The organism is Sphingomonas lycopersici (assembly GCF_026130605.1).
Lineage (GTDB): Bacteria > Pseudomonadota > Alphaproteobacteria > Sphingomonadales > Sphingomonadaceae > Sphingomonas > Sphingomonas lycopersici.
The window spans coordinates 168,992-195,403 of record NZ_JANFAU010000007.1 but is presented as its reverse complement, the minus strand read 5'-3'; the positions used below and the strand labels follow the sequence as shown (position 1 = coordinate 195,403).

The window sequence follows — 26,412 nt, the reverse complement described above, 5'->3', positions numbered from 1 at the left end:
GCAGCGGGCAATAATCCGCCGGCATGGCGGCGGCGGGTCGGTGAAAAAACCGGGTTCTGCCGCGCGCCGATCCGTCCTAGCCATGACCGACGCCACCCCCCGATTCGGCGCACAGGATCGGGGAGGGAAGGCTTGGGACGCATTCTGCTCGAATGGCTCGGTGCGGCGACGCGCGAGGCGACGTTGTTCGCCGCGATCGGCTTTCTGATCGGCGGGATCGACGATTTGCTGGTCGACGTCATCTGGCTCACCCGCCGGCTGCGGCAGCGCGGCGACGGCGTGACCCTCGCCGATCTCTCCCCGCCGGCCCGGCCGCGGCGCTTCGCGATCCTCGTCCCCGCGTGGGACGAAAGCGCGGTGATCGGCGCGATGCTGCGCACCACGCTGGCGCGGCTCGATCATCCCGATTTCATCATCATCGTCGGCTGCTATCCCAATGATCGCGCGACGATCGCGGTGGTCACCGATATCGCCGCGCACGACCGCCGCGTCCGGCTGACGATCGGCCGGCGCCACGGGCCGACCACCAAGGCCGATTGCCTCAACACGCTGTGGCGCGCGGTCGCCGCCGCCGACGCACGCGACCGCCGGCGCAGCGACGCGATCGTGCTCCACGATGCCGAGGATGTGGTGCATCCGGCGGAACTGCGCATCTTCGACGCGCTGCTCGATCGGCATGCCGTGGTGCAGATTCCCGTGCTGCCGCTGGCGCGGCGCGACTCGCGGCTGGTTTCGGGCCATTATCTCGACGAATTCGCCGAGGCGCACAGCAAGCAACTGCCGGTGCGCACCTTGCTTCGCGCCGCGGTACCGCTCGCCGGCGTGGGATGCGCGATCCGGGTCGAGGCGCTGGCGCGGGTCGCGGCGGATCACCACGCGCCGTTCGACCCGACGAGCCTGACCGAGGATTACGAACTCGGCCTGCGCCTCGCCTCGGTCGGCGCGGCGGCGCATTTCGCGCGGGTCCGCGAAACGCGCGGCGGCACGCTGATCGCGGTGCGCGAATATTTCCCCGCCACCATCGCCGAGGCGGTGCGGCAGAAGGCGCGGTGGATGACCGGGATCGCGCTCGCCGGCTGGGACCGGCTCGGCTGGGGGCGGCTGCGCGACATCGGCGATCATTGGATGCGACTGCACGATCGCCGCGCGCCGCTGGCGGTGATCACGCTCGCGACCGGCTATGTCGCGATCGTCGGCTGGGCGGGGTCGGCGGCCGGGCATCTGATCCTCGGCAGTGCGGTGACACCGCCGGGGCCGACGACGGCGCTGCTGCTGCTCGCCAATGCCGCGCTGCTGGCGTGGCGCGCGGCGGTCCGTGCCGGTTTTACCGCCGCGGCCTATGGCTGGCGCGAGGCATTATGGTCGCCGCCGCGGATGATCGTCGGCAATATCATCGCCTTGCTCGCCGCGCGCCGGGCCGCGGCACGCTATGCCGCGATCCTCGCCGGGCGCACGCCGCAATGGGACAAGACCGCGCACGCCTTTCCGACGGACATCGGATGATCCGCGCCAGCCGGCCGCTGCGCTTCATCGTCATCGTCGTCGGCGGGTGGATCGCGATGCGCGTCTTCATGCTGTGGCCTGTTGAAGGACAACCGGACCGCCGGGCGCCGGCGCGAGATGTTCCTTCCCCCGCCCGGCCCGAGACTGATCGTCATACCGGGCTTGACCCGGCATCCAGAGCCTCGGACGCTGTCGCTTGCCGCTCTGAACGCCGGGTCGAGCCCGGCATGACGGGGAAGCATAACGAGGAGAGAAAGCCGAGCCGCGTGGACGGAAGCACATCCGTCGCCAAGCAGCCGGAGACGAGATTTGCAGTTACCCCGGACACGCCGGCTTTTAGCGACTCACCGCGCCACACCGAATCACGCCCTCTCGTCGCATCGGCGGCGCCGCCGAAATCCGTCGCCTCGCACCGCTCCTCGCGCTGGGGCGGGAGCGCGTGGCTGATCGCGCGGGGCGGGGGCGGTGCGGCGGTGCCGTTCGCGCCACAGCTCGGCGGAAGCCAGGCCGGCGCGCGGGTGACTTATACGCTGGGCGAGGCACGCCGCGTCGCGATCGCGGCGCGCGTCTCCACCGCGCTGACGATGAGGCAAAGCGAAGCCGCGATCGGCCTCGACTGGCGGCCGACGCGGCACCCGATCCACCTCTTCGCCGAACAGCGCATCGCGATCGCCAACGCGCGCGACGGCACGACGATCGGGGTGATCGCCGGGCTACCCCAGACGCGGCTCGCCGCCGGCTTCGCGCTCGAAGGCTATGGGCAGGCCGGCGTGATCGCGCGCGGCGGCGGCGAAGGCTTCGTCGACGCCGCAGCCCGCGCGATGCGCCCCGTCGCCCGCGTCGGCGGCGCGCGGGTCGAGCTCGGCGCCGGGCTGTGGGGCGGCGCGCAGCGTGGGGCGGCGCGGCTCGATATCGGCCCGGCGGCCGGCGTGATCCTCCCCACCCCGCGCCCGCTGCGCATCACGCTCGAATGGCGCCAGCGCATCGCGGGTGCGGCGCGCCCCGGCGCCGGCGTCGCGCTGTCGCTCGGCGCGGATTTCTAACGCGCAATTTACCGCGCATGCGTCTTTCGTCGCGAGCGCGAAACGCCTACCGCTGGCGGCATGGACCTCTATCTGCCGATCGCCAATCTGTCGGTGAACGCGCTCGTCATCGTCGCGCTCGGCGCCGGCGTCGGGCTGCTCTCCGGCATGTTCGGGGTCGGCGGCGGCTTCCTCACCACGCCCTTGCTGATCGTCTACGGTATCCCGCCGACCGTCGCCGCCGCCAGCGCGGCGAGCCAGGTGACCGGCGCCAGCGTGTCGGGCGTCTTCGCCTATTTCCGACGCGACGGGGTCGACGTGAAGATGGGCGGGGTGCTCGTCGCGGGGGGGATCATCGGGTCGTTCCTCGGGGCGTGGCTGTTCCGTTTGCTCCAGGCGCTGGGGCAGATCGATACGACGATCGCGGTCACCTATGTCCTGCTGCTCGGCTCGATCGGCGGGCTGATGCTCAAGGAATCGATTGAGGCGATCCGCGTCACCCGCGGCGCGATCCCCGCCCCGCCGCGCCGTCGGCGGCATCATCCGCTCGTCGCCAGCCTGCCGTTCCGCATGCGTTTCTATCGCTCGGGCCTCTATATCTCGCCGCTCGCGCCGCTGCTGCTCGGGGTCGCGACCGGGGTGCTGACGATCCTGCTCGGGATCGGCGGCGGGTTCGTGCTGGTGCCGGCGATGATCTACCTCCTCGGCATGGCGACGCAGGTGGTGGTCGGCACTTCCCTGTTCCAGATCCTGTTCGTCACCGCGGCCGCGACGATGGTCCACGCCACCACCACCAAGGCGGTGGATATCGTGCTCGCCGGGCTGCTGCTGCTCGGCTCGGTCGCCGGGGCGCAGATCGGCGCGCGCTTCGCGGCCAAGGCGAGGCCCGAATATCTCCGCCTCGCGCTGGCGATCATGGTGCTGCTCGTCGCGATAAGGATCGGTCTCGGTCTCGGCTGGCGCCCCGACGAAATCTACACCGTTGAGCTTTCATGAGAGTCCGTTTCGACAAGGCGGTACCGGCCCGCTCCCCCACCCGATCTCCCATGAGCATATCCTGATGGGAGGCCGGGTGGGGGAGCGGGCCGGTACCGCAACGAAGCGCTGGCGCATTGCCGTTGCCTTTGCGGCACCGTTGGCGATCGCCGCGAGCAATCCCGGCAGCAAGCCGGTGCTGGTGCCCGACGTGTCGCAGCGCGAGATCGAGATCGCCTATAGCTTCACCGGCGCCGAGCTCTTGCTATTCGGCGCGATCCTGCTCCCGCCGGGCGAGCCGCGCGCCGATGCGCGCCACCCGATCGACGTCGTGGTGGTGGTCAAGGGGCCGGTCCAGTCGATCACGATCCGCGAGAAGGAGAAGATCGCCGGGATCTGGGTCAATGCCGAGCGGCTCGGCTATCGCTCCGCGCCGAGCTTCTACGCGATCGCCTCGTCGCGCCCGATCCGCCAGCTGGTCGACGATCGCACCCGCGCGATCTACGAGCTGGGGCTCGACAGCCTCCAGCTTTCCCCCGCCTCCTCCGCCCCGGCCAATGTGCAGGACCGCTTCACCCGCGGGCTGGTCGACCTGCGCGCGCGCAGCGGGCTCTATTACGAGGCGCCGCACGCGGTGGAGATCACCGACGGCGTGCTCTATCGCGCACGCGTCAACATCCCGGCGCGCGTGCCCGTCGGGCGCTTCACCGCGGAGACCTTCCTGATCCGCGACGGCAAGGTGCTCGGCGCCGCGGTGCGCGATATCGATGTGCGCAAATCGGGGTTCGAGCGCTTCGTCGCGCGCGCCGCGCAGCGCTCGTCGTTCCTCTACGGGCTCACCGCGGTTGCGCTGTCGGTATTGCTCGGTTGGGGCGCGGGGCAAATCGCACGGCGGATCTGATAGCTTCGCCAACAAACCCTTACGCTAAATTTACCGCATCCCGCGCATGATCCGCCCCAATCCAAAAGGGTGGACCGACCAGATGACCGAAATGCCTGCCCCCGACAGCTTCACGGGGACGACGCCCGCCGCAGCCTATGACCTGGAGCGCCATACCGATCCGATCGGGATCGTCACCGAGATCGCCGGCGCCTCGGGGCGGGTGATGTTCGACATGGCGACGCTGGCCGCGCTCGCCGGCAACGACGATCCGGTCGCCGCGGCGAGCGGCCAGGTCGGCGGCCAGATCAAGGTCCAGGTCGAATCGCGCTGGCTGGTGGCGAGCGTCCGCGCGCTGCGGCTGCAGGATCTCGCCAGCGGGCAGGTCGAGGCGCAGATCGACTTTCTCGGCGAAGGCGACGAGGAGAAGCTGACCGGCAAGCTCTATCGCTTCCGCCGCGGCGTGACGCGTTACCCGGTGCCCGGGGCGGAGGTCTATCCGGTGTCGCGCAGCGATCTCCGGCAGGTCTATTCGGCCGACGATCGCGCGCATATCGAGGTCGGCGCGATCTATCCTACCAACGACGTGCGCGGCGCGCTCTATATCGATGCGATGCTCGGCAAGCATTTCGCGCTGCTCGGCTCCACCGGCACCGGCAAATCGACCGCCGCCGCGCTGATCCTCCATCGCATCTGCGCCTATGCGCCGCACGGCCATGTCGTGATGATCGACCCGCACGGCGAATATGCCGCCGCGTTCCGCGACAATGGCGCGCTCTACGACGTGTCGAACCTGCAGATGCCCTATTGGCTGATGAATTTCGAGGAACATTGCGAGGTGTTTCTCACCTCCGAGGGCGCCGACCGTCAGATGGATGCGGACATCCTCGCCAAATGCCTGCTCGCCGCGCGCGGCAAGAGCCGCGTCGGGCAGAATATCCCCAAGCTGACGGTCGATGCCCCGGTGCCCTATCTGCTGAGCGACCTCACCGCGCAATTGCAGGTCGAGATGGGCAAGATGGACAAAGCGAGCAACAGCGCGCCCTATCTGCGCATCAAATCCAAGATCGAGGAGATCAAGGCCGATCCGCGTTACGGCTTCATGTTCTCCGGGATGCTGGTCGGCGACACGATGGCGAATTTCATCTCGCGCGTGTTCCGCCTGCCCGGCGACGGCAAGCCGATCTCGATCATCGACGTTTCGGGGGTGCCGAGCGACATCACCTCGGTCGTCGTCGCGGTGCTGAGCCGGATGGTGTTCGATTTCGCGATCTGGTCGCGCAACGAGCCCAAGCGCCCGGTGCTTCTCGTCTGCGAGGAGGCGCATCGCTATATCCCGTCGGATCGCGACGATGCCACCTCGGTCTCGCGCATCCTCGGGCGGATCGCCAAGGAAGGCCGTAAGTACGGCGTCGCGCTTGGGCTGATCACCCAGCGCCCGTCGGACCTCGCCGAGGGCGTGCTGTCGCAATGCGGCACGATCATCTCGATGCGGCTCAACAACGATCGCGACCAGGCGTTCGTCCGCGCCGCGATGCCCGAGGGCGCGCGCGGCTTCCTCGATTCGATCCCGGCGCTCAGCAACCGCGAGTGCATCATCTGCGGCGAGGGCGTCGGGATCCCGATCCGCGTCGCGTTCGATACGCTGGAGGAGGAGCACCGCCCGGCCTCCGGCGATCCGCTCTTCTCCGAATTGTGGTCCGATGTCGGCCAGGAGGAGGAGATTATCGAGCGCACCGTCCAGAAATGGCGGATGCAGGGGAAGTAAGCCGAAAGCCCCTCCCCTGAAGGGGAGGGGAGCGAGATCTACTTCTTCGGCGTGGCCAGCAGGTTCGCCACCTTGGCCTTGAATTCGCGCAGCGCCTTACCCGAAAGCACCGCGACGCTCGATAGCGAGACCGAACGCGGATTGACCGACACGCCGTTCTTCCACACTTCCCAATGGAGGTGCGGGCCGGTCGACAGCCCGGTCGACCCGACATAACCGATCACCTCGCCGCGCGTGACGCGCTGGCCGCGGCGCACCGCGATGCGGCTCATATGGCCATAGCCGGTGGCGATCCCGCCGGGGTGCGAGAGTTTGACGAAATTGCCGTAACCGCCCGCGCGCCCCGCCTGCGCCACCACCCCGTCGCTCGCGGCATAGATCGGCGAGCCGTAGCGCGCGCCGATATCCATCCCGGCGTGCATCCGCCGGAAGCCGAGCAGCGGGTGCATGCGCATCCCGAAGGTCGAGGTGACATGCCCCGCCACCGGCATCCCCATCGTGCCGCGCCGCCGGCTTTCGGCCTCCTTGGCGTCCCACCATTGCCCGCCCTCGCCCCAGCGCACCAGCTCGACGCGGCGGCGGCCCTGATCGAGCCCGGCAAGCTGGAGCTGGCCGACCTGCACCTCGCCGGTCGCGGCGCGCGCCTGATCGGCGATGATGTCGAACCGGTCGTCGGCGCGCACGTCGCGGCCGATCGACATGCGCGAGGCGAGCGCCTTGATATAGGCCTCGACCAGCCGCGCCGGCGCCCCCGCGGCGCGCGCCGAGCGATAGAGGCTCGATCCGACGCGGCCGGTGATGCGCAACGGGGTGTGATCGATCGCGATCGGGTGGCGTTCGAGCGTCAGCGTGTCGCCGGCGCGGTTGACCGCGAGGTTGAGATCGAATTTGGCGCGGAAGGCGAGCCGCTCGAGCGGGCGCGCGACGCGCTTGTCGGCGCGGCGGCCGAGCGTCAGATCGAGCATCGTCCCCGACGGGATATCGCCCAGCGCCACCGCCTGCGAGACGAGCGAAGCGGCCTTGGCGGCATCGTCGCGGCCGACCCCGGCGCGTTGCAGCGCCGACCCCAGCCGATCGCCGTCGCCCAGCGTCGCGGTCAGCTCGATGATCGGGCGTTCGGGGGTCTCGGCGAGCGGGCGGACCATATCGTTGGCCGCCAGCCGCTTGCCCGTGGTGCCGCCGAGCCCGAGCGGGGCGATCGCCAGCGGACGCGCCTCATCCCACGCCGCTCCGCGCAGCGGGGGCGCGACATAGCCGGGGATCGGGGCGAAGCGCGGGCCGGAAAGCACCGCGGCGGCGCACAGCAGGGTGCAGGTCGCCAGACCGCGCCACCAGGTGAGCGAACCGATCTCCGCCCCCAGATCGGGCACCCAATCGATATGCGACAGATCGATCCGCCGGCCGCGCGGCGCTACCGCGGCGGGGATCGCGGCGCCCGCGCCGAGACTCCCGGCCGAGCCGGCACCGGCGGCGCCGGCCAGCTCGAGCCCAGGTGCTTCACGCAGAAACATGGCGAGGACGCCCCCCCAAAAAACCGTCAAGAAACCGAGTCGTCGGTCCAATCGCGTCGCCGACCCCCCGGCACAGCTACGAATCGTTGTGACCGACGGATGCTAAAGTCAAATTAACCGGCGGAAACCGCAGCTTGTGTTGCGGCGGGGCGTTCGGGCATCGCGGTGAAGCGGCACGCACGCCCGCAACCGCATTTCCCGTCCACCCCGGCCTGCGCCGGAATGGTCATAAAATTCCGCACTGATGTCGATGAAGCGGCGGGCGGTTGCATCTGCCGGCGCCTGCGCCGATGTAGGGTCCGTCATGCGCGTAACCGACCCCGCCCGCGTCACCGCGGTGCTCGGCCCGACCAACACCGGCAAGACCCATCTCGCTGTCGAGCGGATGGCCGCGCATTCCAGCGGGATGATCGGCTTTCCGCTGCGGTTGCTGGCGCGCGAGGTCTATGACCGCGTCGTCGCGATGAAGGGCGCCGACCGCGTCGCGCTGATCACCGGCGAGGAACGCATCGTGCCCAAGGATGCGCGCTGGTTCCTGTGCACCGCCGAAAGCATGCCGACCGATCGCGAGGTCGCCTTCGTCGCGCTCGATGAGGCGCAGCTCGGCGCGGATATGGAGCGCGGCCATGTCTTCACCGACCGGCTGCTCCACGCCCGCGGCCGTGACGAGACGATGATCCTCGGCGCGGACAGCCTGCGCCCGGTGATCCGTCACCTCGTGCCGCACGCCGAGATCGTCGAGCGGCCACGTTTCTCGACGCTGAGCTATGCCGGCGCGAAGAAGATCAGCCGGCTGCCGCGCCGCTCGGCGATCGTTGCCTTCTCCGCCGAGGAGGTTTACGCGGTGGCGGAAATGCTGCGCCGGCTGCGCGGCGGCGCGGCGGTGGTGATGGGATCGCTTTCGCCGCGCACCCGCAACGCGCAGGTCGCGATGTTCCAGGCGGGCGAGGTCGATTATCTCGTCGCGACCGATGCGATCGGCATGGGGCTCAACATGGACGTGGCGCATGTCGCCTTCGCCGGGCTGCACAAGTTCGACGGGCGGCGGCGGCGCCGGCTGACGATCGCCGAGATGGCGCAGATCGCCGGCCGCGCCGGGCGCCACCAGCGCGACGGCACCTTCGGCGCGCTGGTCGAGGAAGGCCCCGACGCCTTTCTTCCCGAGGAAGTGCTGGCGATCGAGGAGCATCGCTTCCCCGCGCTCGACTGGCTCTATTGGCGCGACGGGCGCCCCGACATGTCGACGCTCCCCGCGCTGATCGCCTCGCTCTCCGCTCCGCCCGACGACGAAATGCTGCGCGCCGCGCCAGAGGCGATCGATCTCGCGGTGCTGCGCCGGCTCGCCGACGATCCCGCGATCGCCGCGCGCGCGAAGGGGCAGGTCGCGCGGCTGTGGGCGGCCTGCGGCATCCCCGATTTCCAGAAGCTCGGCGCCGATCTCCACGCGCGCTTCGTCGCGCGCGTCTTCGGCTATCTCGCCGCCGGCCACATCCCGCACCAATGGTTCGCCGACGAGGTCGCGCGGCTCGATCGCGCCGATGGCGATGTCGAGACGCTCGCCGGGCGGCTCGCCGCGATCCGCACCTGGGCCTATATCGCGCAGCGGCCCGACTGGCTGGCCAATCCGGCGCATTGGGCGGCGCGCACGCAGGAAGTCGAGGAGCGGCTGTCCGACGCGCTCCACGCCGGGCTGACCCAGCGCTTCGTCGACAAGCGCACCAGCGCGCTCGTCCGCAGGATCGGCGGCGCCGCCGCCCTCCCCGCGACGATCGATCCGTCGGGCGAAGTGACGATCGACGGCCATTCGATCGGCCGGCTCGAGGGTTTTCGCTTCGTCGTCGCGCCCGAGGCGCGCGCGGCGGACAAGCGCCTGCTGCTCGCCACCGCCGAGAAGCGGCTGGCGACCGAACGCGCGCGGCGCGCGACGGCGCTGGTCGCCGCGGCGGACGGCGATCTGTCGATGCACGACGGCGCGATCCGCTGGCAGGGGCATGTCGTCGCGCGGCTCAAGCCAGGGCGCTCGCTCGCCCGGCCCGACGCGATGCTCGACGATGCGCTCGATTGCCTCGATCCGCCGCAGCGCAATGCGATCCTCGCGCGCATCCGGCGCTGGATCGACGAGGCGATCGCGCATGCCCTGCCCTCGCTCGCGCGGCTTGCGGCGCTGGCACGCGACGAGGCGGCGGGGCCGGCGTTGCGCAGCATCGCCGGTGCGTTGGAAGCCGGCGGGGGGTTCGCCGCGCGGCTGCCGCTGCGCGACAGCGTCGAGGCGCTGGCCCCCGCCGATCGCCAGCGGCTGCGCAAGGCGGGGGTGACGATCGGCGCGCTCGATCTGTTCGACGCGCGATTGCTCAAGCCGCGCGCGCAGCCGTGGCGCATCGCCTTGCTCGGCGCGCGCGGTGAGCCGCCGCTCCCCCCGCCGCCGGGCGCGACCGCGGTGCCGCGCGACACGCCGGGCGCGACCGCGGTGATGGGCTATCGCGCGCTGGCGATGCAGGCGGTGCGGGTCGATCTGGTCGAGCGCGTCGCGCGCGCCGCGCATGAGGCGCGCGAGGGGCGCAAGCCCTTCGCCCCCGATCCCGCGCTCGCCACCTCGATGGGGCTGCTCCCCGCGACGATCGCGCGGCTGATGGCCGAACTCGGCTTCCGTCCGGTGCGCGGGGTGGAAGGCCCGCCGGCGTGGCGCTGGCACGGCCGCCCGCGTGCCGAGGTGCCCCCGCCGCCGCGCGACAATGCCTTCGCCGCCGCCTTCGCCGGGTTGCGCCGTGGCTGACGCCCCCGCGCGCGCCACGATGCGGCTCGATCGCTTCCTGTGGTTCGCGCGGATCGTCAAGACGCGGGTGCTGGCGCAGGAACTGGCCGGCGACGGGCATTTGCGGATCGACGGCCGCGCGGTCGACCGCGCCGCGGCGGCGGTGCGCGTCGGCAATATCCTGACCTTCGCGCACCACGGCCGCGTCCGCGCGCTGCGCGTCGAGAAACTGCCCGCGCGGCGCGGCCCCCCGGCCGAGGGGCGCGCCTGCTACGAGGAACTGATTACTGATAACAACTCGCAGCAAGCCGGGAACGATTGACGATGCGGATCGCGCGGCATAGCAGCGCGTTAGTCCGTCCGAGGGGAGTTATCCGGCAATGACCTATGTCGTCACCGACGCCTGCATCCGCTGCAAGTACATGGATTGCGTCGAGGTGTGTCCGGTCGACTGTTTCTACGAGGGCGAGAACATGCTCGTCATCAACCCCAGCGAGTGCATCGACTGCGGGGTGTGCGAGCCCGAATGCCCGGCCGAGGCGATCCTGCCCGATACCGAGAGCGGGCTCGAAAAGTGGCTCGAGCTCAACACGACTTTCTCGGCGCAATGGCCCAACGTCACCCGCAAGGGCGACCAGACCCCGGCCGATGCCGACGAGCACAAGGGCGAGACGGGCAAGTACGACAAATATTTCTCGGCCGAGCCCGGCGCCGGCGACTGAGATCATCTGTTTGGGCGGCACCGGCCCGCGCCCCGACCCCGCCTCCCATCGACATCATGATCGGGGAGGCGAGGCGGGGGAGCGGGCCGGTGCCGTTCCACGGCCACACGCCGCCATGACACCACCGGGCAAAGCAGGCCAGCATCACTGACGTTGTGATGCTGGCAATTTTGTTACAGGCGTGCTATATAGGCCCAAGACGGCCAGTTCGAACCCGCGGCCGTGGAGATGTCCAACCCTTACCCTCCCGTCCGAAACGCTACGTGGCTTACACCGCGCTGGTGGCGGGACTGTCCTGACGAAAGGCCCCTAAATGGCTGCCAAGGCTCTGCATTTCGATGTCGGTGATTATGTCGTGTACCCCAAGCACGGGGTCGGCAGGGTCATCGAACTGCAGAAACAGGAAATCGCCGGCATGCAGCTCGAGCTCTACGTGCTGCGCTTCGAGAAGGAGAAGATGACGCTTCGCGTCCCCACCAACAAGGCCGAGTCGGTCGGCATGCGCAAGCTCTCGTCGGACAAGACGATGCGCGAGGCGATGGAGACGCTGAAGGGCAAGCCCAAGATCAAGCGCACCATGTGGTCGCGCCGGGCGCAGGAATATGAAGCGAAGATCAACTCGGGCGACCTCGTGTCGATCGCCGAGGTGGTCCGCGACCTGTTCCGCGCCGACGACCAGCCCGAGCAGAGCTATTCCGAGCGCCAGATCTTCGAAGGCGCGACCAGCCGTCTCGCCCGCGAACTGGCCGCGATGGAGCAGATCGACGAAGGCGCCGCGCAGGAGAAGATCCTCGAGATCCTGCGCAAGGCTGCGGCGATCTACAACAAGGACAAGGTGCCGGCCTGATCGCCGCCACCGATCCGGTGAATTGAGGGGCTGCCCGGCGACGGGCGGCCCCTTTTTCGTGGGAGCACGCGCGTTTCGCGGGCGCACCTCTCCCCGTTCGGGCCGAGTTTGTCGAAGCCCTGCCCTTTTCTGGCCAGGAAGTACGGCCCCTCCCCCGGACCCTGATTCGGGGTCAGGACGAACGGCTCGCGTTTGCGCCAATCTCTGGCGCCTCATTTCGCCGTTTACGTCTGTAATCCCTTAGTGTATTGGCGCGTCAACACACCTAGGAGAGTCATGATGCGCCGCCATTTTCTCGCCCTGCCGCTTGCCCTCGTCATCGCCGGCACCGCCACCGCGCAATGGGGCGACGATCGCGGGCCGGGGGTCGCGCCGCGCAATGCCGGCGGGGCGCTGGTCTATCCGATCGACGGCTTCACCGCGGTCAGCCTCGCGCTGCCGGCCAATGTCGACGTCCGCGTCGGCCCCGGCTTTTCGGTGCGCGCAACCGGCCCGGCGCGGGCGTTCAACGACATCCGCGTCACCCGCAACGGATCGTCGCTGCAGATCGAACGCCGCTATCGCGGGCGGGTACGCGACGAAGACGCCGCGCGCGGGGTACGCTTCGTCGTGACGATGCCGCGGATCGACGGCGCCAATATCGGCGGCAGCGGCGGGATCCGGGTCGATCGCGTCAACGGCCGGCGCTTCGACGCCGCGATCGGCGGGTCGGGATCGCTCACGCTCGATAGCGTCGCGGTCGATCGGCTGAGCGGGGAAATCGGCGGCAGCGGGTCGATCGTCGCCGGAGGCACCACCGGCGATCTCAAGGTCAATGTCGGCGGCTCGGGGCGCTTCGCCGGCGAGCGGCTGCGCGCGCGCGCCGCGACGGTCGCGATCGCCGGCTCGGGCGGGGTCCGCGCGCAGGTCGACGGCAATGCCACCGTCTCGATCGCGGGCAGCGGCGACGCCGATCTCGGCCCGCGCGCGCGGTGCGCGGTCAACCGCGTCGGCAGCGGCCGGGCACGCTGCGGGAGCTGAGCTTTTCCCTGCCCCGCCGTCGTTTCCGGTTCGGGACGACGGCGGGCAGCGCCGCGCGTTAACCAACGCGGCTTGCCTCATGCGGCTAAAGGAGTATTATCTAAGTAACACACAGGAGACTAGCCCCCCATGCGTATCCTCGCCCTTTCGCTCTTGCTGCCGCTCGCCGCGTGCAACAGCGGCGACAGCATCGACACGCGCAACGCAATCCCCGCGAGCGGATCGGGGTCGGCGCGCACTTATGCCGCGGCCGACTTCACCGCGGTCGACCTGCGCGGGCCGGATGATGTCGACGTACGCGTCGGCTCGGCCTTCTCGGTCCGCGCGGAGGGCGATTCCGCGACGCTCGACCGGCTGGTGATCGCGCGCGACGGCGGCAAGCTGCGCATCGGCCGCAAGACGGGCTTCTTCCATTGGGGAAGCAGCGGCAAGGTCAAGGTGTTCGTGACGATGCCGCGGATCACCGCCGGCGCGCTCGCCGGATCGGGCGACCTGACGATCGATCGCGTCGACGGCAGCGATTTCCACGGCTCGCTCGCCGGATCGGGCAATATGAAGATCGGCCGCCTCGCCGCCGAGACCAGCGCGCTCTCGATCGCCGGATCGGGCAGCATCACCGTCGACGGCGGCGACGCCGCGCGCTTCAAGGCGTCGATCGCCGGATCGGGCGACATCACCGCCGCGAAGCTCGCCGCGCGCGAGGCGTCGGTCGATATCGCCGGATCGGGCAGCGTGAAGGCGACGGTCGACGGGCCGGCGCAGGTCTCGATCATGGGATCGGGCGACGTCGATCTTGGCGCCAAGGCGAAATGCGACGTCCATAAGGTCGGATCGGGCGAGGTGCGCTGCGGCGGGTGAAGGCTTGCGCGCGGCGCCGCTTCGCGCGACGCTGCCGCGCGATGAGACTTTCCCTCGCGCTCGCCGCCGCCGCCTCCACTTTGCTCGCCGCCCCTGCTGATGCCGCGGAGCGCAGCTATAGCGTCGGCAGCTATGAGCGGGTGCGGGTCGAGGGGCCGTTCGAGGTGCATATCGTCGCCGGCGCGTCGCCGCGCGCCAGCGCCAAGGGCAGCGACGCGATGCTGGCGCGGCTCGACCTCGCGGTGAACGGCAATACGCTGGCGGTGCGGCTCGGCCCCGGCGGCTGGGGCGAGACCCCCAAGCGCGCGGGCGGCACCAGCCCGGTGGTCGTCACCTTGTCGAGCCCGCGCATCACCTCGATCCTGCTCACCGCGGGTGCAACGGTCACCGCAAGCAGGATTGCCGCCCAGCGCATCGACCTCGGCGTCACCGGCGCCGGCGCGCTGACCGTCGACGGCGCCGCGGCCGATCAGCTCAACGCGATGCTGATCGGCACCGGCAAGCTGCGCCTCGCGGGCAAGGCGGCGCGCGCGCGGCTGACGACCAACGGCCCCGGCACAATCGACGCCGCCGATCTTGCCGTCAACGACCTCACCGTCAGCGTCGAAGGCACCGGCGAGACCCGCGCGACGGCGCATTATACCGCCCAGGTGTCGACCACCGGGCTCGGCAAGGTGACCGTGCTCGGCACCGCCAAATGCACCGTCAAGGCGGTGGCCGACGGCCCGGTGGTGTGCGGCGTGGCCGCGAAGCGACAGTAAAAGTCAGGAATCACGGGCGAATGATCTCGGTGAGACACCGCCCCACCCCCGATCCCTCCCCTGAAGGGGAGGGGTGAGCCCTCACCCCTTATGCCGCTTCTTCGGCGTCCAGCCCGTAAGCGGTATGGAGCACGCGCACCGCGAGTTCGGTCTCGTCCTCGTGGATCAGCACCGAGACCTTGATCTCGCTGGTGGTGATCGCCTGGATGTTGATCCCGCGCGCGCCGAGCGTGGTGAACATCGTCGAGGCGACGCCGGCGTGGCTGCGCATCCCGACCCCGACCACCGAGACCTTGGCGACCCGCGTATCGTGGACCAGCTCGGCAAAGCCGATCACCGCGCGCGCCTGGTTGAGCGTCTCGATCGAGCGCGCCAGATCCGCCGCCGGCACCGTGAAGGTCACGTCGGTCGACCCCGAGCCGTGCGCGATATTCTGGATGATCATATCGACGTTGATATTGGCCTCGGCCAGCGGCTCGAAGATGCTCGCCACCGCGCCGGGCTTGTCGGGCACGCTGGTCAGCGTGATCTTGGCCTCGTTCTTGTCGTGCGCGATGCCGGTGATGAGCTGGCGTTCCACGTCGTCGATCTCCTCTTCGCCCACGATCATCGTACCGGGCAATGTGTCCGCCATCGGGGCGTCTTCGCCGGTGAACGACGAGAGCACCTGGACGCGGACCTTTTCCTTCATCGCCAGCCCCACCGACCGCGTCTGGAGCACCTTGGCCCCGACGCTGGCGAGCTCCAGCATCTCCTCATACGTCACCTTGGCGAGCTTGCGCGCGCGCGGAACGATGCGCGGATCGGTGGTATAGACGCCGTCGACATCGGTGTAGATGTCGCAGCGATCAGCCTTCATCGCCGCCGCCACCGCGACCGCCGAGGTATCCGATCCGCCGCGGCCGAGCGTCGTCACGCGGCCTTCGTTGACCCCCTGGAAACCGGGGATCACCGCCACCTCGCCCGAGGCGAGGCTCGCGTCGAGCGCCTCGGTGTCGATCGTCCCGATCCGCGCCTTGGCAAAGGCGTCGGAGGTGTTGATCGGCAATTGCCAGCCGAGCCACGAGCGCGCTTTGACCCCGAGCGCCTGGAGCGCGATCGCGAGCAGCCCGCTCGTCACCTGCTCGCCGGCGGAGACCACCACGTCATATTCGCGCGGATCGTAGAGCGGGGAGGCTTCGCGGCAGAAGCCGACCAGCCGGTCGGTCTCCCCCGCCATTGCGGAGACGACCACCGCGACCTGGTTGCCGGCGTCGACCTCGCGTTTGACGCGCGCGGCGACACTCCGGATGCGCTCGATCCCGGCCATCGACGTGCCGCCGAACTTCATCACGATGCGCGCCATTATCGCTCCCGTCCAACCTCCCTTGGGTGAAAACGGCGGCCCTGATAGGTAGGGCGCATGACAGACGCAACCGTAACAAAAGCGACGGTCCCCCCAAGCGCACCTTCATCGGTGCGCGCGGACGAGGCGGCGCATTTCGGCGCGATGGCCGGCGATTGGTGGAATCCGCACGGCTCCTCGGCGATGCTCCACCGGCTCAACCCGGCGCGACTCGGCTATATCCGCGAGCGGATCGACATGCATTGGGACGGCGACGGCGAGACGTTCACCCCGCTCGCCGGGCGCCGCGTGCTCGATGTCGGGTGCGGCGCGGGGCTGCTTGCCGAGCCGCTGGCGCGCCTCGGCGGCACCGTCACCGCGATCGACGCCGCGGCCGAGAATATCGCCGCGGCGCGCGCGCATGCCGGTGCGCTCGCGATCGACTATCGCGTCGGCGGGGTCGAGGCGGCGGCGGGCGAGACGTTCGATCTCGTCACCTGTCTCGAGGTGATCGAGCATGTCGCCGATGCCGCGGCGTTCGTCGCCGGGCTGGCGCAAGCGGTGGCGCCGGGCGGTCTGTTGATCCTTTCCACCCCCAATCGCACCGCGCTCTCGCGGCTCGCGCTGATCACGCTGGCGGAGGGATCGGGGCAGATCCCGCGCGGGACGCACGACTGGGCGCGGTTCATCACCCCCGATGAACTGCGCGAGATGCTGGCGGCGGCGGGGATGAAGGTGGTCGATGTGCAGGGGCTGAGTTTTTCCCCGACGCGCGGGTTCACGCTAAGCGAATCGACCACGCTCGATTATTTCGTGACCGCGGTGGCGGCGTAAACCTTTTACCGTCCCGGCGCAGGCCGGGACCCACTATCGAGCCGCTCGTAACTGGACCCCGGCCTTCGCCGGGGTGGTTACGCAACAACTTTGTGCTCCCGCGAAGGCGGGAGCACAGTCTGGGTTCCCGCCTTCGCGGGGACACAATTGTCTCGCGCAATGCGTAGCTATTGACGCCGGCCCCCCGCGTTCTGACATGCGCGTTGCCCATGCCGCCCCTCGCCCCCTCTTCCGCCAAGGCCGCCGACCGCCCGATGTGGCCGACGCTGCGCCGTTTTCTCCCCTATCTCTGGCCGTCGGATTCGCCGGGGATGCGGCTGCGCGTCGCGGCTGCGCTCGCGCTCGTCGTCTGTTCGAAGCTGGTGCAGGTCTATGGCGCGCCCTTCGCGTTGCAGGGCGTGGTCGACGGGATGGTGCCGGGGTCGCGCTCCCCGGTGACGCTGATCGTGCTGCTCGCGATCGGCTATGCCGCGGCGCGGTTCGGCTCGACCTTGTTCGACAACCTCCGCAACGCGGTGTTCGAAAGCGTCGGGCAGGAGGCGACGCGGCGGCTTGCGGTGCGCGTGTTCCGCCACCTCCACCAGCTTTCGCTGCGCTTCCACCTCGAACGCCGTACCGGAGCGGTGACCAAGGTGGTCGAGCGCGGCACCAAGAGCATCGATACGATGCTCTATTTCATGCTGTTTAACATCGCCCCGACGGTGCTCGAACTGACGCTCGTCATCGGCATCTTCTGGACCAAATTCGGCTGGCCGCTGGTTGTCGCGACGCTGGTGATGGTCGCGGTCTATATCTGGTTCACCCGCGTGGTGACCGACTGGCGCGCGGCGCTACGCGAGCGGATGAACGATCTCGATACCGGCGCGGTGGCGCACGCGGTCGATTCCTTGCTCAATTTCGAGACGGTGAAATATTTCGGCGCCGAGGATCGCGAAGGGCGTCGCTACGAGGGCGCGATGACCGCTTATGCCAAGGCCGCGGTCACCTCCGAGAACAGCCTCGCCTGGCTCAATATCGGGCAGGCGCTGATCACCAATCTGATGATGGCCGCGGGCATGGCCTGGGTGGTGATCGGCTGGGGCCAGGGCAAGTTCACCGCGGGCAATGTCGTGCTCGTCTCGACCTTGCTGTCGCAATTGTTTCGTCCGCTCGATCTGCTCGGGATGGTCTATCGCACGATCCGCCAGGGGGTGATCGACATGGGGGCGATGTTCGATCTGGTCGACACCGCCGCCGAGGTGGTCGATGCGCCCGGCGCGCAACCGCTCCACGTCACCGCCGGCCATCTGCGCTTCGAGAACGTCCGCTTCGGCTACGACCCCGGGCGCGATATCCTCAAGGGCATCGATCTCGACGTGCCGCCCGGCGCGACCGTGGCGGTGGTCGGGCCGTCGGGCGCGGGCAAGTCGACCTTGGCGCGATTGCTCTATCGTTTCTACGACCTCACCGGCGGGCGGCTGACGATCGACGGGCAGGATATCGCCGAGGTGACACAGGCCTCGCTGCGCGCCGCGATCGGCATCGTCCCGCAGGATACGGTGCTGTTCAACGACACGATCGGCTACAATATCGCCTACGGCCGCGAGGGCGCCACCGAGGCGGAGATCGAGGCGGCGGCGCGGGGGGCGGCGATCGCGGGCTTCATCGAGCATCAGCCCGAGCGCTATGCGACGCGGGTCGGCGAGCGCGGGCTCAAGCTGTCGGGCGGCGAGAAGCAGCGCGTCGCGATCGCGCGCACCTTGCTCAAGAACCCGCCGATCCTGATCCTCGACGAAGCGACCAGCGCGCTCGACAGCCGCACCGAGGCGGAGATCATGGCGACGCTGGAGGCGATCGAGCGCGGGCGGACGACGATCATCATCGCGCACCGCCTCTCCACCGTGGTCCACGCCGACAAGATCGTCGTGCTCGAAGCGGGGCAGATCGTCGAACAGGGGAGCCACGCGCAACTGCTCGCGCGCAACGGGCTCTATGCGGAGATGTGGGCGCGCCAGGCCAAGGAACGCGAAGAAGCGCTGGCGGCGGAGTAACTGCCCGCTCTCGTCAAAGCGACGCACCTATCCCCGTTCGGGCTGAGCCTGTCGAAGCCCTGCACTTTTCTTCCGCGGGAGAAGAAGTACAGCCCTTCGACAAGCTCAGGGCGAACGGAGTGGTTTAGGCACCTCTCATGCCAGCAGATCGCGATATTCGGGATGCCGCGCGATATAGGCGCGGACGAACGAGCATTGCGGGATCACCTTGAGCTTCTGGTCGCGCGCGCTGTCGAGCGCGCCGCGGATCAGCTTCGACCCCACGCCCTTCCCCTCGATCGCATGCGGCACGAGCGTGTGCGTGAACACGATGCGGTCGCCCTCGCGCTGATAGGCCGCCACCGCGCGATGCCCCGCCACATCCAGCTCGAATTCCTGCTCCGCCCGATTGTCCCGCACGATTTCCATCGAAAGTCCTTTCCCGATCGCTGTCGCGTGCCGCTATAGCGATTGGATCATGGCTGCCGATCCCGTTTCCGTTCTCCAGCGTATCTTTGGCTTTCCCGATTTCCGCGGCGTCCAGCGCGACGTGGTGAGCCGCGTATTGGCGGGCGAGAATACGCTCGCGGTGATGCCGACCGGGGCGGGCAAGTCGCTGTGCTACCAGCTTCCCGCGGTGATGCTGGAGGGGACGTGCGTCGTCGTCTCGCCGCTGATCGCGCTGATGCACGATCAGCTGCGCGCCGCCGAGGCGGTCGGCATCCGCGCCGCGACCTTGACCAGCGTCGACGAGAATCGCGCCGAGACCCGCGGGCGTTTTCTCGATGGCGCGCTCGATCTGCTCTACGTCGCACCCGAACGTGCCTCGACCGCCGATTTCCGCGATCTGCTCGACCGCGGCAAGGTCGCGCTGTTCGCGATCGACGAGGCGCATTGCGTCAGCGAATGGGGGCATGATTTCCGCCCCGATTACCGGCTGCTGCGCCCGCTGCTCGACAGTTTCGCCGGCGTTCCGCGGCTCGCGCTGACCGCCACCGCCGATGCGCATACCCGCGCCGATATCCTCGAACAGCTCGGCATCCCCCACGAGGGGATGATCGTCGCCGGGTTCGACCGCCCCAATATCCGCTACGCGATCACCCCGCGCGACGGAACGACGCGGCAGATCGTCGATCTTGTCCGCGCGACTCCCGGCCCCGGCATCGTCTATGCCCAGACCCGCGCCGGCACCGAGCGGCTGGCCGAGGCGCTCGCCGTCACCGGGCGCCCGGTGCGCGCCTATCATGCCGGGCTCGACCCCGCGGTGCGCGCCGCCAATCAGGCCGCCTTCGTCGCCTCGGAGGATATGGTGATCTGCGCCACGGTCGCGTTCGGGATGGGGATCGACAAGCCCGACGTGCGCTTCGTCGCGCACGCCGGGCTGCCCAAGTCGATCGAGGCTTATTATCAGGAAACCGGCCGCGCCGGGCGCGACGGCGATCCGGCGGTCGCGCATCTCTTCTGGGGCGCCGAGGATTTCGCGCGCGCGCGCCAGCGGATCGGCGAGGTCGAGGCGCACCGCCAGCCCGGCGAGCGCGCGCGGCTCAACGCGCTTGGCGCGCTGGTCGAGACCGCGGGGTGCCGCCGCCGCATCCTGCTCGCGCATTTCGGCGAGGAGGCGCCCGCCGCCTGCGGCAATTGCGACAATTGCCTCGCCCCGCCCAAGGCGATCGACGCGACCGAGACCGCGCGCAAATATCTTTCGGCGGTGTTCCGCACCGGGCAGATGTTCGGCTCGACCTATGTCGAGCAGGTGCTGACCGGCAAATCGACCGAGCGCAGCCTGATCAACGGGCATGAATCGCTCTCGGTCTGGGGGATCGTCGACGGCGAGGAGACGATCCTGCTCAAGCCGGTCGGCCGCGCGCTGCAGCTGCGCGACGCGCTCCGCGCCAACCCGCACGGCGGGCTTGAATTCGGCCCCGCGGCACGCGCGATCCTCAAGGGCGAGGAGCCGGTCGCGCTCGTCCTGCCGCCCAAGCGCGAGCGCCGCCGCAAGGGCGAGGCCGCCGCCAATCCGGTCGGCGATCCCTTGTTCGAGGCGCTGCGCGCCAAGCGCCGCGATCTTGCGCGCGAGGCGCAGGTGCCGCCCTATGTCATCTTCCACGATTCGGTGCTGCGCGAGATGGCCGCCTCGCGCCCCACGTCGATCGCGCAAATGGCGGGAATCGCCGGGGTGGGTCAGCGCAAGCTCGATGCCTATGGCGAGGCGTTTCTCCGGGTTATCCACGAAAACTGACGGGTGACCCGGTTCAAACCGGCGACGAGCTGCGTTAGAGGCGGGACACGCCGTTCCTTGCCAGCCAGGTTTTCGATCATGCTCGACATCCGTCCTATCGACGCCACCATCTCCGTCGCGCCGCAGATCGCGCCCGAGGATATCGCCGCGATCAAGGCCGCGGGTTTCGTCGCGATCGTCAACAACCGCCCCGACGACGAGGAAGGCGGCCAGCCGAGCGGCGACGCGATCCGCACCGCGGCGGAGGATGCCGGGCTCGCCTATACCGCGATCCCGATCACCCATGCCGGCTTCTCGCAGGCGCAGGTCGTCGCGATGAGCGAGGCGCTGGCCAATGCCAACGGCCCGGTGCTCGCCTTCTGCCGCTCGGGGACGCGCTCGTGCAACCTCTGGGCGCTGGCGCAGGCGAGCCTGGGTGCCGACCGCGACGAGCTGACCGCCAAGGGCGCCGGCGCGGGCTACAACCTCACCAACCTCCGCCCGCTGATGGATGCGGTGGCGCAGCAGGGCTGACGCATTTGACCGCGATGAACTGGATGACGCTCGGCGGGTCGCTCGCCGCGGTGCTCGCGCTGGGCGGGGTCGCGGCGGCGCTCAAGCTCGGCCGGTCGGAGCGGATTCTGGTCGAGGAAGCCGATGCGTTGCGCGAGGCCGATCAGGCGGTCGCGGGGTTCGCCGGCATCTCCGCGGTGATCGGCAGCGACGGGCGCGGCGCTCTGGTGTTCGGCGCGGATCGCCGCGTCGTCGTGCTCAAGGCGCATGGCGCGCATATCGCCGCGCGGGTGATCGCCTGGGATGCGGTGCGCGCCACGCCGGGCGGGATGCTGGTCGAAACGGGCGAGCGACGCTTCGGCGCGGTCGCGCTGCCGGGGGTCGACGCGCTCGACGTGCGCAGGCTGGCGCCGCAACTGACACAGGTGTAAGCCCTGCGGCCGTGGAGCCGCAGCTGCCCGATCCCGTGACCATCGCCGTTCCCGGCTTCGTCCTGCTCGTGCTGGCGGAAATGCTCGTCGCGCGGGTGCGCGATCGTCGCCGCTACGAGCCGCGCGATACGCTGACCAGCCTGATGCTCGGCTTCGGCAGCACGATCGCCGGGGCGCTTTCGGCCGGCGCGGTCTATGCCTTGGCCTTATGGGTGTGGCGCTTCCGATTGTTCGATATCGGCTGGCAATGGTATTGGTTCGTCGTCGCCTTTGTGCTCGACGATCTCGCTTATTACGTCTTCCACCGCTCGGCGCATCGCGTCCGCTGGTTCTGGGCGAGCCACGTCATCCACCACAGCTCGCAGCATTATAACCTGTCGACCGCGCTCAGGCAGACCTGGACCGGCTTCTTCAGCCTCGCTTTCCTGTTCCGCCTGCCGCTGTTCCTGATCGGCTTCCCGCCGGCGATGGTCTTCTTCGTCGCGGGGGTGAACCTCGTCTATCAATTCTGGATCCACACCGAGGTGATCGGGCGGATGCCGCGCTGGTTCGAGGCGGTGATGAACACCCCCTCGCACCACCGCGTCCACCACGCGACCAACCCGCGCTATCTCGATCGCAATTATGCCGGGGTGTTCATCGTCTGGGACCGGCTGTTCGGCACCTTCACCCCCGAGCTCGACGAGGATCGCCCGCGCTACGGCATCGTCCACCAATTGGGCTCGTTCAACCTCGGCTGGGCGGCGTTCCACGAATGGATCGGGATTGCGCGCGATCTGCGCGCCGCGCCGTGGCGGGCGAAGCCGGGCTATCTGCTCGGCCCACCCGGCTGGAGCCACGACGGCAGCCGCGACACCAGCGAGACATTACGCGCCGCGTGGCGCGCGCGTCATAACAGCCCGAGCTCGGCGAGCCGCCCCGCGAGCGACGCGGGCAGTACCGCCTCGGCCTCGCCGCCCGCGAGGTCGATCGGCGCATCCGCCGCCTCGAGATAGCGCCAGCCCTGATGCGCGCGCTTCGGCCGCGGGTGGACCAGCCGCAGCAGCGGATCGATATGGATCGCGACGCGGCCGCCTTCCGCCTCGCCGAACGACAGGATCGGCGAGCGCGCGACCAGCGCATGCTTGATGATCCAGAACAGCGAACCCTGCCCGGCGATCTCCTCATGGCGCTTGGGCAGATAGCGCGTGGTGAGGAACACCGGCCCCTGCTCGCCCCGGATGCGCAGACGCTCGGCGAGATCCTCGACGCCGGCGGCGCCGAACGCGACCTTGGTAAGATGAAGCGGCATCAGCGAAATGTGGTCTAGTGCCCGAGGCCCCACAAGGTGGCGAGGCCAAGGAAAGAGAAGAATCCCATCACATCGGTGATCGTGGTGACGAACACCGCCGAGGATACCGCCGGATCGACATTGGCCTTGTCGAGCGCCACCGGCACGACCACCCCGACCAGCCCCGCGACGATCGAGTTGAAGATCATCGACAGCGCGAACACTGTCGACAGCCCGGCGTTGCCGAGGATGACATAGCTGCCCAACGCGCCGACCGTGCCGAGCGCGGCGCCGTTGAAGATCGCGACGCGGAACTCGCGGAACAGCATCCGCGCGGTATTCGAGCTGGTGAGCTGGTTGGTCGCGAGCGCGCGCACCACCACCGCGAGCGTCTGCGTCCCGGCATTGCCGCCGAGCGCCGAGACGATCGGCATCAGCGCGGCGAGCAGCGCGAAGCGCGCGATCTCCCCCTGGAACAGCCCGACCACCGAGGCCGACAGCATCGTCGCGCCGAGATTGACCACCAGCCACGCGACGCGGGTGCGCACGGTGACTGCGATCGGCTCGTTGATGTCGCCGTCGCCTGCGCCGGCGAGCTTCAACGTATCCTCGCCCGCCTCCTCCTGGATGATATGGACCACGTCGTCGACGGTGATCATCCCGACCAACCGCCCGCTGGCATCGACCACGGCGGCCGAGATCAACGCATATTTCTGGAAGCGCAGCGCGACCTCTTCCTGATCCATATCGACCGGGATCAAGGTCTGTTCGCGCTGCATCACATCGGCGATCGCGACCGAGCGCGGGGTGCGCAGGATCCAGGAGAGCGCGACGGTGCCGACCGGGCGATGCGCCGGATCGACGACGAACACTTCCCAGAAATCGGTGGTCAGCTCCTCCGATCCGCGCAGGAAATCGATCGTGTCGCCGATCGTCCAATGTTCCGGCACCGCGATCAACTCGCGCTGCATCAGGCGGCCGGCGGATTCCTCGGGGTAGCTCAGCGCCTCCTCGATCGCGGCGCGATCGTCGGGCTCCATCGCGCGGAGCACCTCGCGCTGCTCGTCGGCGTCGAGATCCTCGATGATCGCGACCGCATCGTCGGTATCGAGTTCGGACGCGATATCCGCGACCTGCCGCGCGTCGAGCGTGTCGATCACGTCCTCACGGACATAATCGTTCATCTCGGCGAAGACGTCGGCATCGAGCAGATCGGCGAGCGCCGCGGCGAGCGCCGCGCGGCGATCCTCCGGGGTCAGCTCGAACAGATCGGCGATATCGGCCGGGTGCAGCGGCTCGACCAGCGCGCGCGCCTCCTCGGCATGCCCCGCCTCGACCGCATCGAGCACCGCATCGACGAATTCGGGCCGGAGCCGATCGTCGGCGTCGAGCTGGCTATCGTCGTCGGCCACGCGGAGTTCGGTTTCGCTCATCGCTTGGCCCCTTCCGACATGACATAACGTGACGCAACGACCTGATATGGCGAAGCGCGCGGATCGACAACCCATGGCTCGGGCGCCACCGGGCCGCGTTATTCCTCCCCTGGAAGGGGAGGGGGACCAGCCGAAGGCTGGTGGAGGGGTATCAGCCGCAGGCGATACCGCCCGCTGCGGCTACCCCTCCACCGTTGCTGCGCAACGGTCCCCCTCCCCCTCCGGGGGAGGAACAGGCGAATGGGGGCAACCCGCATTTTCCACAGAGCCTCCCCCGATTGCCTTGCCGCCGCGGCAAAGCTAGGGCTCAGGCCTTCCGCGGAATTCAGGAGCCGATGATGGCCGATACCTTTCACACGCTGACCATGACGCTCGCCGACGGCGACGTGACGATCAAGCTGCGTCCCGATCTCGCCCCCAATCATGTCGAGCGCATCGCGACGCTCGCCAATGACGGCTTTTACGACGGCGTGGTGTTCCACCGCGTGATCCCCGGCTTCATGGCGCAGGGCGGCGATCCGACCGGCACCGGGATGCACGGCTCCGACCTGCCCGACCTCAAGCAGGAATTCAGCCGCGAGCCGCACGTCCGCGGCGTCTGCTCGATGGCGCGGACCAGCAACCCGGACAGCGCCAATTCGCAATTCTTCATCTGCTTCGACGACGCGCGCTTCCTCGACGGCCAATATACCGTGTGGGGCGAAGTGACCGGCGGGATGGAGCTGATCGACGCGCTCCCCAAGGGCGAGCCGCCGCGCGAGCCGGGCAAGATCGTGACGATGCGCGCCGAGTGATCGGCTCTTCTCCCCTCCCTTCACCAGGGAGGGGAGTAAGAAGGGGAAGGCGAAGGCGAAGGCCCCTTAAACCCCTTCCTGCCGCAAGGTGGCGAGCAGCCAGTCGCGGAACAGCCGGACCGGCTTGAGCTGCAGCGCGCGCGGGCGGCAGACGAACCAATAGCTGTACGGGCTCTCCACCTCGATATTGCCGAACAGCCGCGCGAGCCGCGGATCGTTGGCGTCCTCGAAATGGCTTTCGAGCATGAACGCCACCCCGAGCCCCTGCGCCGCCGCCTCGAGCATCAGCCCGCCCGAATCGAAATGGTCGATCGCCACCGGCTCGATATCGGGCAGCCCGGCGGCGTGGCGCCACGCGGCATAGGTATCGGGCATGTCGCGGTGGATCAGCACCGAGAGATCGGCGAGCTGCTCGGGCCGGACGATCGGATTGGGCCCCTCGAGCAATTCGCGCGCGCCGATCGCATAGACCAGGTTGCGATCGAGCCGCCGCGCGAACAATGTCGGATCGACCTCACGCGCCAGCGCGATCACCGCGTCGAGCCCTTCGCCGAGCCGCGACAGCGCATGGCCGGCGGTGTCGATATCGAGGTGCAATTCGGGATGGGTCGCGCGCAATTCGCCGAGCCGCGGGAACAGCCGCTGCGAGGCGAACAACGGCATCACCCCGAGCCGCAGCCGCACCACCTCGACCGTGCTGGTCAGCCCGGCCAGCGCATCGGAAAGCTGATCGAGCACCGGGGCGATCTGCGCGAGCAGCCGCTCGCCGTCGCCATTGGGCACCATCGCCTGATGCCGGCGATCGAACAGCGGGCGCGCGATGAAACGTTCCAGCGTCTGCACGCGGCGGCTGAGCGCAGGCGCGGACAGCGCCAGTTCCTGCGCGGCGGCCTTCACCGAGCCGAGCCGCGCGACGGCGACGAACGCCTCAATCGCTGTCAGTGGGGGGAGCCGACGCATGGATTTC

25 protein-coding genes are annotated in these 26,412 nt (G+C 69.2%); 19 read left to right on the top strand and 6 right to left on the bottom strand.

What is annotated here, in order from left to right; genetic code table 11:
* The first annotated feature begins 132 nt into the window (after nt 1–132).
* The 5 genes from NED98_RS15370 to NED98_RS15350 all read left to right on the top strand — a co-directional run bounded on the left by NED98_RS15370 (nt 133) and on the right by NED98_RS15350 (nt 6,148).
* Nucleotides 133–1,503 carry a glycosyl transferase family protein gene (locus tag NED98_RS15370; RefSeq protein ID WP_265313566.1) on the top strand — a complete coding sequence of 457 codons (1,371 nt, stop codon included), beginning with the start codon at nt 133–135 and terminating at the stop codon, nt 1,501–1,503.
* A gap of 473 nt (nt 1,504–1,976) precedes the next feature.
* Nucleotides 1,977–2,546, top strand: a complete 570-nt coding sequence (locus NED98_RS15365) for a hypothetical protein (RefSeq protein ID WP_265313565.1) — start codon at nt 1,977–1,979, stop codon at nt 2,544–2,546.
* A gap of 60 nt (nt 2,547–2,606) precedes the next feature.
* Nucleotides 2,607–3,521, top strand: a complete 915-nt coding sequence (locus NED98_RS15360; RefSeq protein WP_179513088.1) for a sulfite exporter TauE/SafE family protein — start codon at nt 2,607–2,609, stop codon at nt 3,519–3,521.
* 64 nt (nt 3,522–3,585) lie between these two features.
* Nucleotides 3,586–4,401, top strand: coding sequence for a TIGR02186 family protein (locus NED98_RS15355; protein WP_265268756.1), 816 nt, complete (start codon nt 3,586–3,588; stop codon nt 4,399–4,401).
* A gap of 82 nt (nt 4,402–4,483) precedes the next feature.
* Nucleotides 4,484–6,148: an ATP-binding protein gene (locus tag NED98_RS15350; protein WP_179513086.1), complete on the top strand. Its 1,665-nt coding sequence runs from the start codon at nt 4,484–4,486 to the stop codon at nt 6,146–6,148.
* Nucleotides 6,149–6,186: 38 nt separating this feature from the next.
* On the opposite strand, the gene NED98_RS15345 is transcribed toward NED98_RS15350, so the two are convergent.
* Nucleotides 6,187–7,659 carry a M23 family metallopeptidase gene (locus NED98_RS15345; protein ID WP_265313564.1) on the bottom strand — a complete coding sequence of 491 codons (1,473 nt, stop codon included), beginning with the start codon at nt 7,657–7,659 and terminating at the stop codon, nt 6,187–6,189.
* A 304-nt stretch (nt 7,660–7,963) separates the two neighbouring features.
* Between NED98_RS15345 and NED98_RS15340 the strand changes: the two genes are divergently transcribed.
* The 7 genes from NED98_RS15340 (at nt 7,964) to NED98_RS15310 (ending at nt 14,619) form a co-directional block, all read left to right on the top strand.
* The gene (locus NED98_RS15340) at nt 7,964–10,432 is read left to right on the top strand and encodes a helicase-related protein (protein WP_265313563.1); all 2,469 of its coding nucleotides are present in this window, start codon (nt 7,964–7,966) and stop codon (nt 10,430–10,432) included.
* A gap of 19 nt (nt 10,433–10,451) precedes the next feature.
* Entirely contained in the window at nt 10,452–10,733 is a 282-nt protein-coding gene (locus NED98_RS15335; protein ID WP_179513798.1) for a S4 domain-containing protein, read from the top strand.
* A 58-nt stretch (nt 10,734–10,791) separates the two neighbouring features.
* Nucleotides 10,792–11,133 carry a ferredoxin FdxA gene (fdxA, locus tag NED98_RS15330; RefSeq protein WP_179513083.1) on the top strand — a complete coding sequence of 114 codons (342 nt, stop codon included), beginning with the start codon at nt 10,792–10,794 and terminating at the stop codon, nt 11,131–11,133.
* Between the two features lie 313 nt (nt 11,134–11,446).
* Nucleotides 11,447–11,980 (top strand): CarD family transcriptional regulator, encoded by a 534-nt coding sequence (locus NED98_RS15325; protein WP_179513082.1) that lies wholly within the window; start codon nt 11,447–11,449, stop codon nt 11,978–11,980.
* 279 nt (nt 11,981–12,259) lie between these two features.
* Nucleotides 12,260–13,000, top strand: coding sequence for a head GIN domain-containing protein (locus NED98_RS15320; RefSeq protein ID WP_265313562.1), 741 nt, complete (start codon nt 12,260–12,262; stop codon nt 12,998–13,000).
* A gap of 129 nt (nt 13,001–13,129) precedes the next feature.
* The gene (locus tag NED98_RS15315; RefSeq protein ID WP_179513080.1) at nt 13,130–13,858 is read left to right on the top strand and encodes a head GIN domain-containing protein; all 729 of its coding nucleotides are present in this window, start codon (nt 13,130–13,132) and stop codon (nt 13,856–13,858) included.
* 41 nt (nt 13,859–13,899) lie between these two features.
* Nucleotides 13,900–14,619: a DUF2807 domain-containing protein gene (locus tag NED98_RS15310; protein ID WP_265313561.1), complete on the top strand. Its 720-nt coding sequence runs from the start codon at nt 13,900–13,902 to the stop codon at nt 14,617–14,619.
* Nucleotides 14,620–14,707: 88 nt separating this feature from the next.
* On the opposite strand, the gene NED98_RS15305 is transcribed toward NED98_RS15310, so the two are convergent.
* Entirely contained in the window at nt 14,708–15,964 is a 1,257-nt protein-coding gene (locus NED98_RS15305) for an aspartate kinase (RefSeq protein WP_179513078.1), read from the bottom strand.
* Between the two features lie 57 nt (nt 15,965–16,021).
* Here NED98_RS15305 and ubiG point away from each other — a divergent pair, with 57 nt between their 5' ends.
* Nucleotides 16,022–16,777 (top strand): bifunctional 2-polyprenyl-6-hydroxyphenol methylase/3-demethylubiquinol 3-O-methyltransferase UbiG, encoded by a 756-nt coding sequence (gene ubiG, locus NED98_RS15300; RefSeq protein ID WP_432423332.1) that lies wholly within the window; start codon nt 16,022–16,024, stop codon nt 16,775–16,777.
* Nucleotides 16,778–16,986: 209 nt separating this feature from the next.
* Entirely contained in the window at nt 16,987–18,807 is a 1,821-nt protein-coding gene (locus tag NED98_RS15295; protein WP_265268760.1) for an ABCB family ABC transporter ATP-binding protein/permease, read from the top strand.
* Nucleotides 18,808–18,942: 135 nt separating this feature from the next.
* Here NED98_RS15295 and NED98_RS15290 read toward each other — a convergent pair whose 3' ends face one another.
* Complete coding sequence (locus tag NED98_RS15290) at nt 18,943–19,215, bottom strand: GNAT family N-acetyltransferase (protein ID WP_179513075.1); 273 nt, start codon at nt 19,213–19,215, stop codon at nt 18,943–18,945.
* Nucleotides 19,216–19,264: 49 nt separating this feature from the next.
* On the opposite strand from NED98_RS15290, the gene recQ reads away from it, so the two are divergent.
* From recQ to NED98_RS15270, 4 genes are all read left to right on the top strand, one after another.
* On the top strand, nt 19,265–21,025 hold the full coding sequence (gene recQ / locus NED98_RS15285; protein WP_265313560.1) for a DNA helicase RecQ: 1,761 nt from the start codon (nt 19,265–19,267) through the stop codon (nt 21,023–21,025).
* A 78-nt stretch (nt 21,026–21,103) separates the two neighbouring features.
* The gene (locus NED98_RS15280) at nt 21,104–21,538 is read left to right on the top strand and encodes a protein tyrosine phosphatase family protein (protein ID WP_179513073.1); all 435 of its coding nucleotides are present in this window, start codon (nt 21,104–21,106) and stop codon (nt 21,536–21,538) included.
* A gap of 5 nt (nt 21,539–21,543) precedes the next feature.
* Nucleotides 21,544–21,948, top strand: a complete 405-nt coding sequence (locus NED98_RS15275; protein WP_179513072.1) for a hypothetical protein — start codon at nt 21,544–21,546, stop codon at nt 21,946–21,948.
* Nucleotides 21,949–22,028: 80 nt separating this feature from the next.
* Nucleotides 22,029–22,943, top strand: a complete 915-nt coding sequence (locus tag NED98_RS15270) for a sterol desaturase family protein (protein ID WP_265313608.1) — start codon at nt 22,029–22,031, stop codon at nt 22,941–22,943.
* On the opposite strand, the gene NED98_RS15265 is transcribed toward NED98_RS15270, so the two are convergent.
* Nucleotides 22,838–23,239 carry a DUF1489 family protein gene (locus NED98_RS15265; RefSeq protein WP_179513071.1) on the bottom strand — a complete coding sequence of 134 codons (402 nt, stop codon included), beginning with the start codon at nt 23,237–23,239 and terminating at the stop codon, nt 22,838–22,840. The two genes, NED98_RS15270 and NED98_RS15265, sit on opposite strands and share 106 nt — an antisense overlap.
* Before the next feature lie 14 nt (nt 23,240–23,253).
* Nucleotides 23,254–24,651 carry a magnesium transporter gene (gene mgtE, locus NED98_RS15260; protein ID WP_179513070.1) on the bottom strand — a complete coding sequence of 466 codons (1,398 nt, stop codon included), beginning with the start codon at nt 24,649–24,651 and terminating at the stop codon, nt 23,254–23,256.
* Nucleotides 24,652–24,989: 338 nt separating this feature from the next.
* Here mgtE and NED98_RS15255 point away from each other — a divergent pair, with 338 nt between their 5' ends.
* Nucleotides 24,990–25,445: a peptidylprolyl isomerase gene (locus tag NED98_RS15255; protein WP_179513069.1), complete on the top strand. Its 456-nt coding sequence runs from the start codon at nt 24,990–24,992 to the stop codon at nt 25,443–25,445.
* A 66-nt stretch (nt 25,446–25,511) separates the two neighbouring features.
* Here the strand turns inward: NED98_RS15255 and NED98_RS15250 are convergent, their stop codons facing one another.
* Nucleotides 25,512–26,405 carry a LysR substrate-binding domain-containing protein gene (locus NED98_RS15250; protein ID WP_265313559.1) on the bottom strand — a complete coding sequence of 298 codons (894 nt, stop codon included), beginning with the start codon at nt 26,403–26,405 and terminating at the stop codon, nt 25,512–25,514.
* Nucleotides 26,406–26,412: the final 7 nt, after the last annotated feature.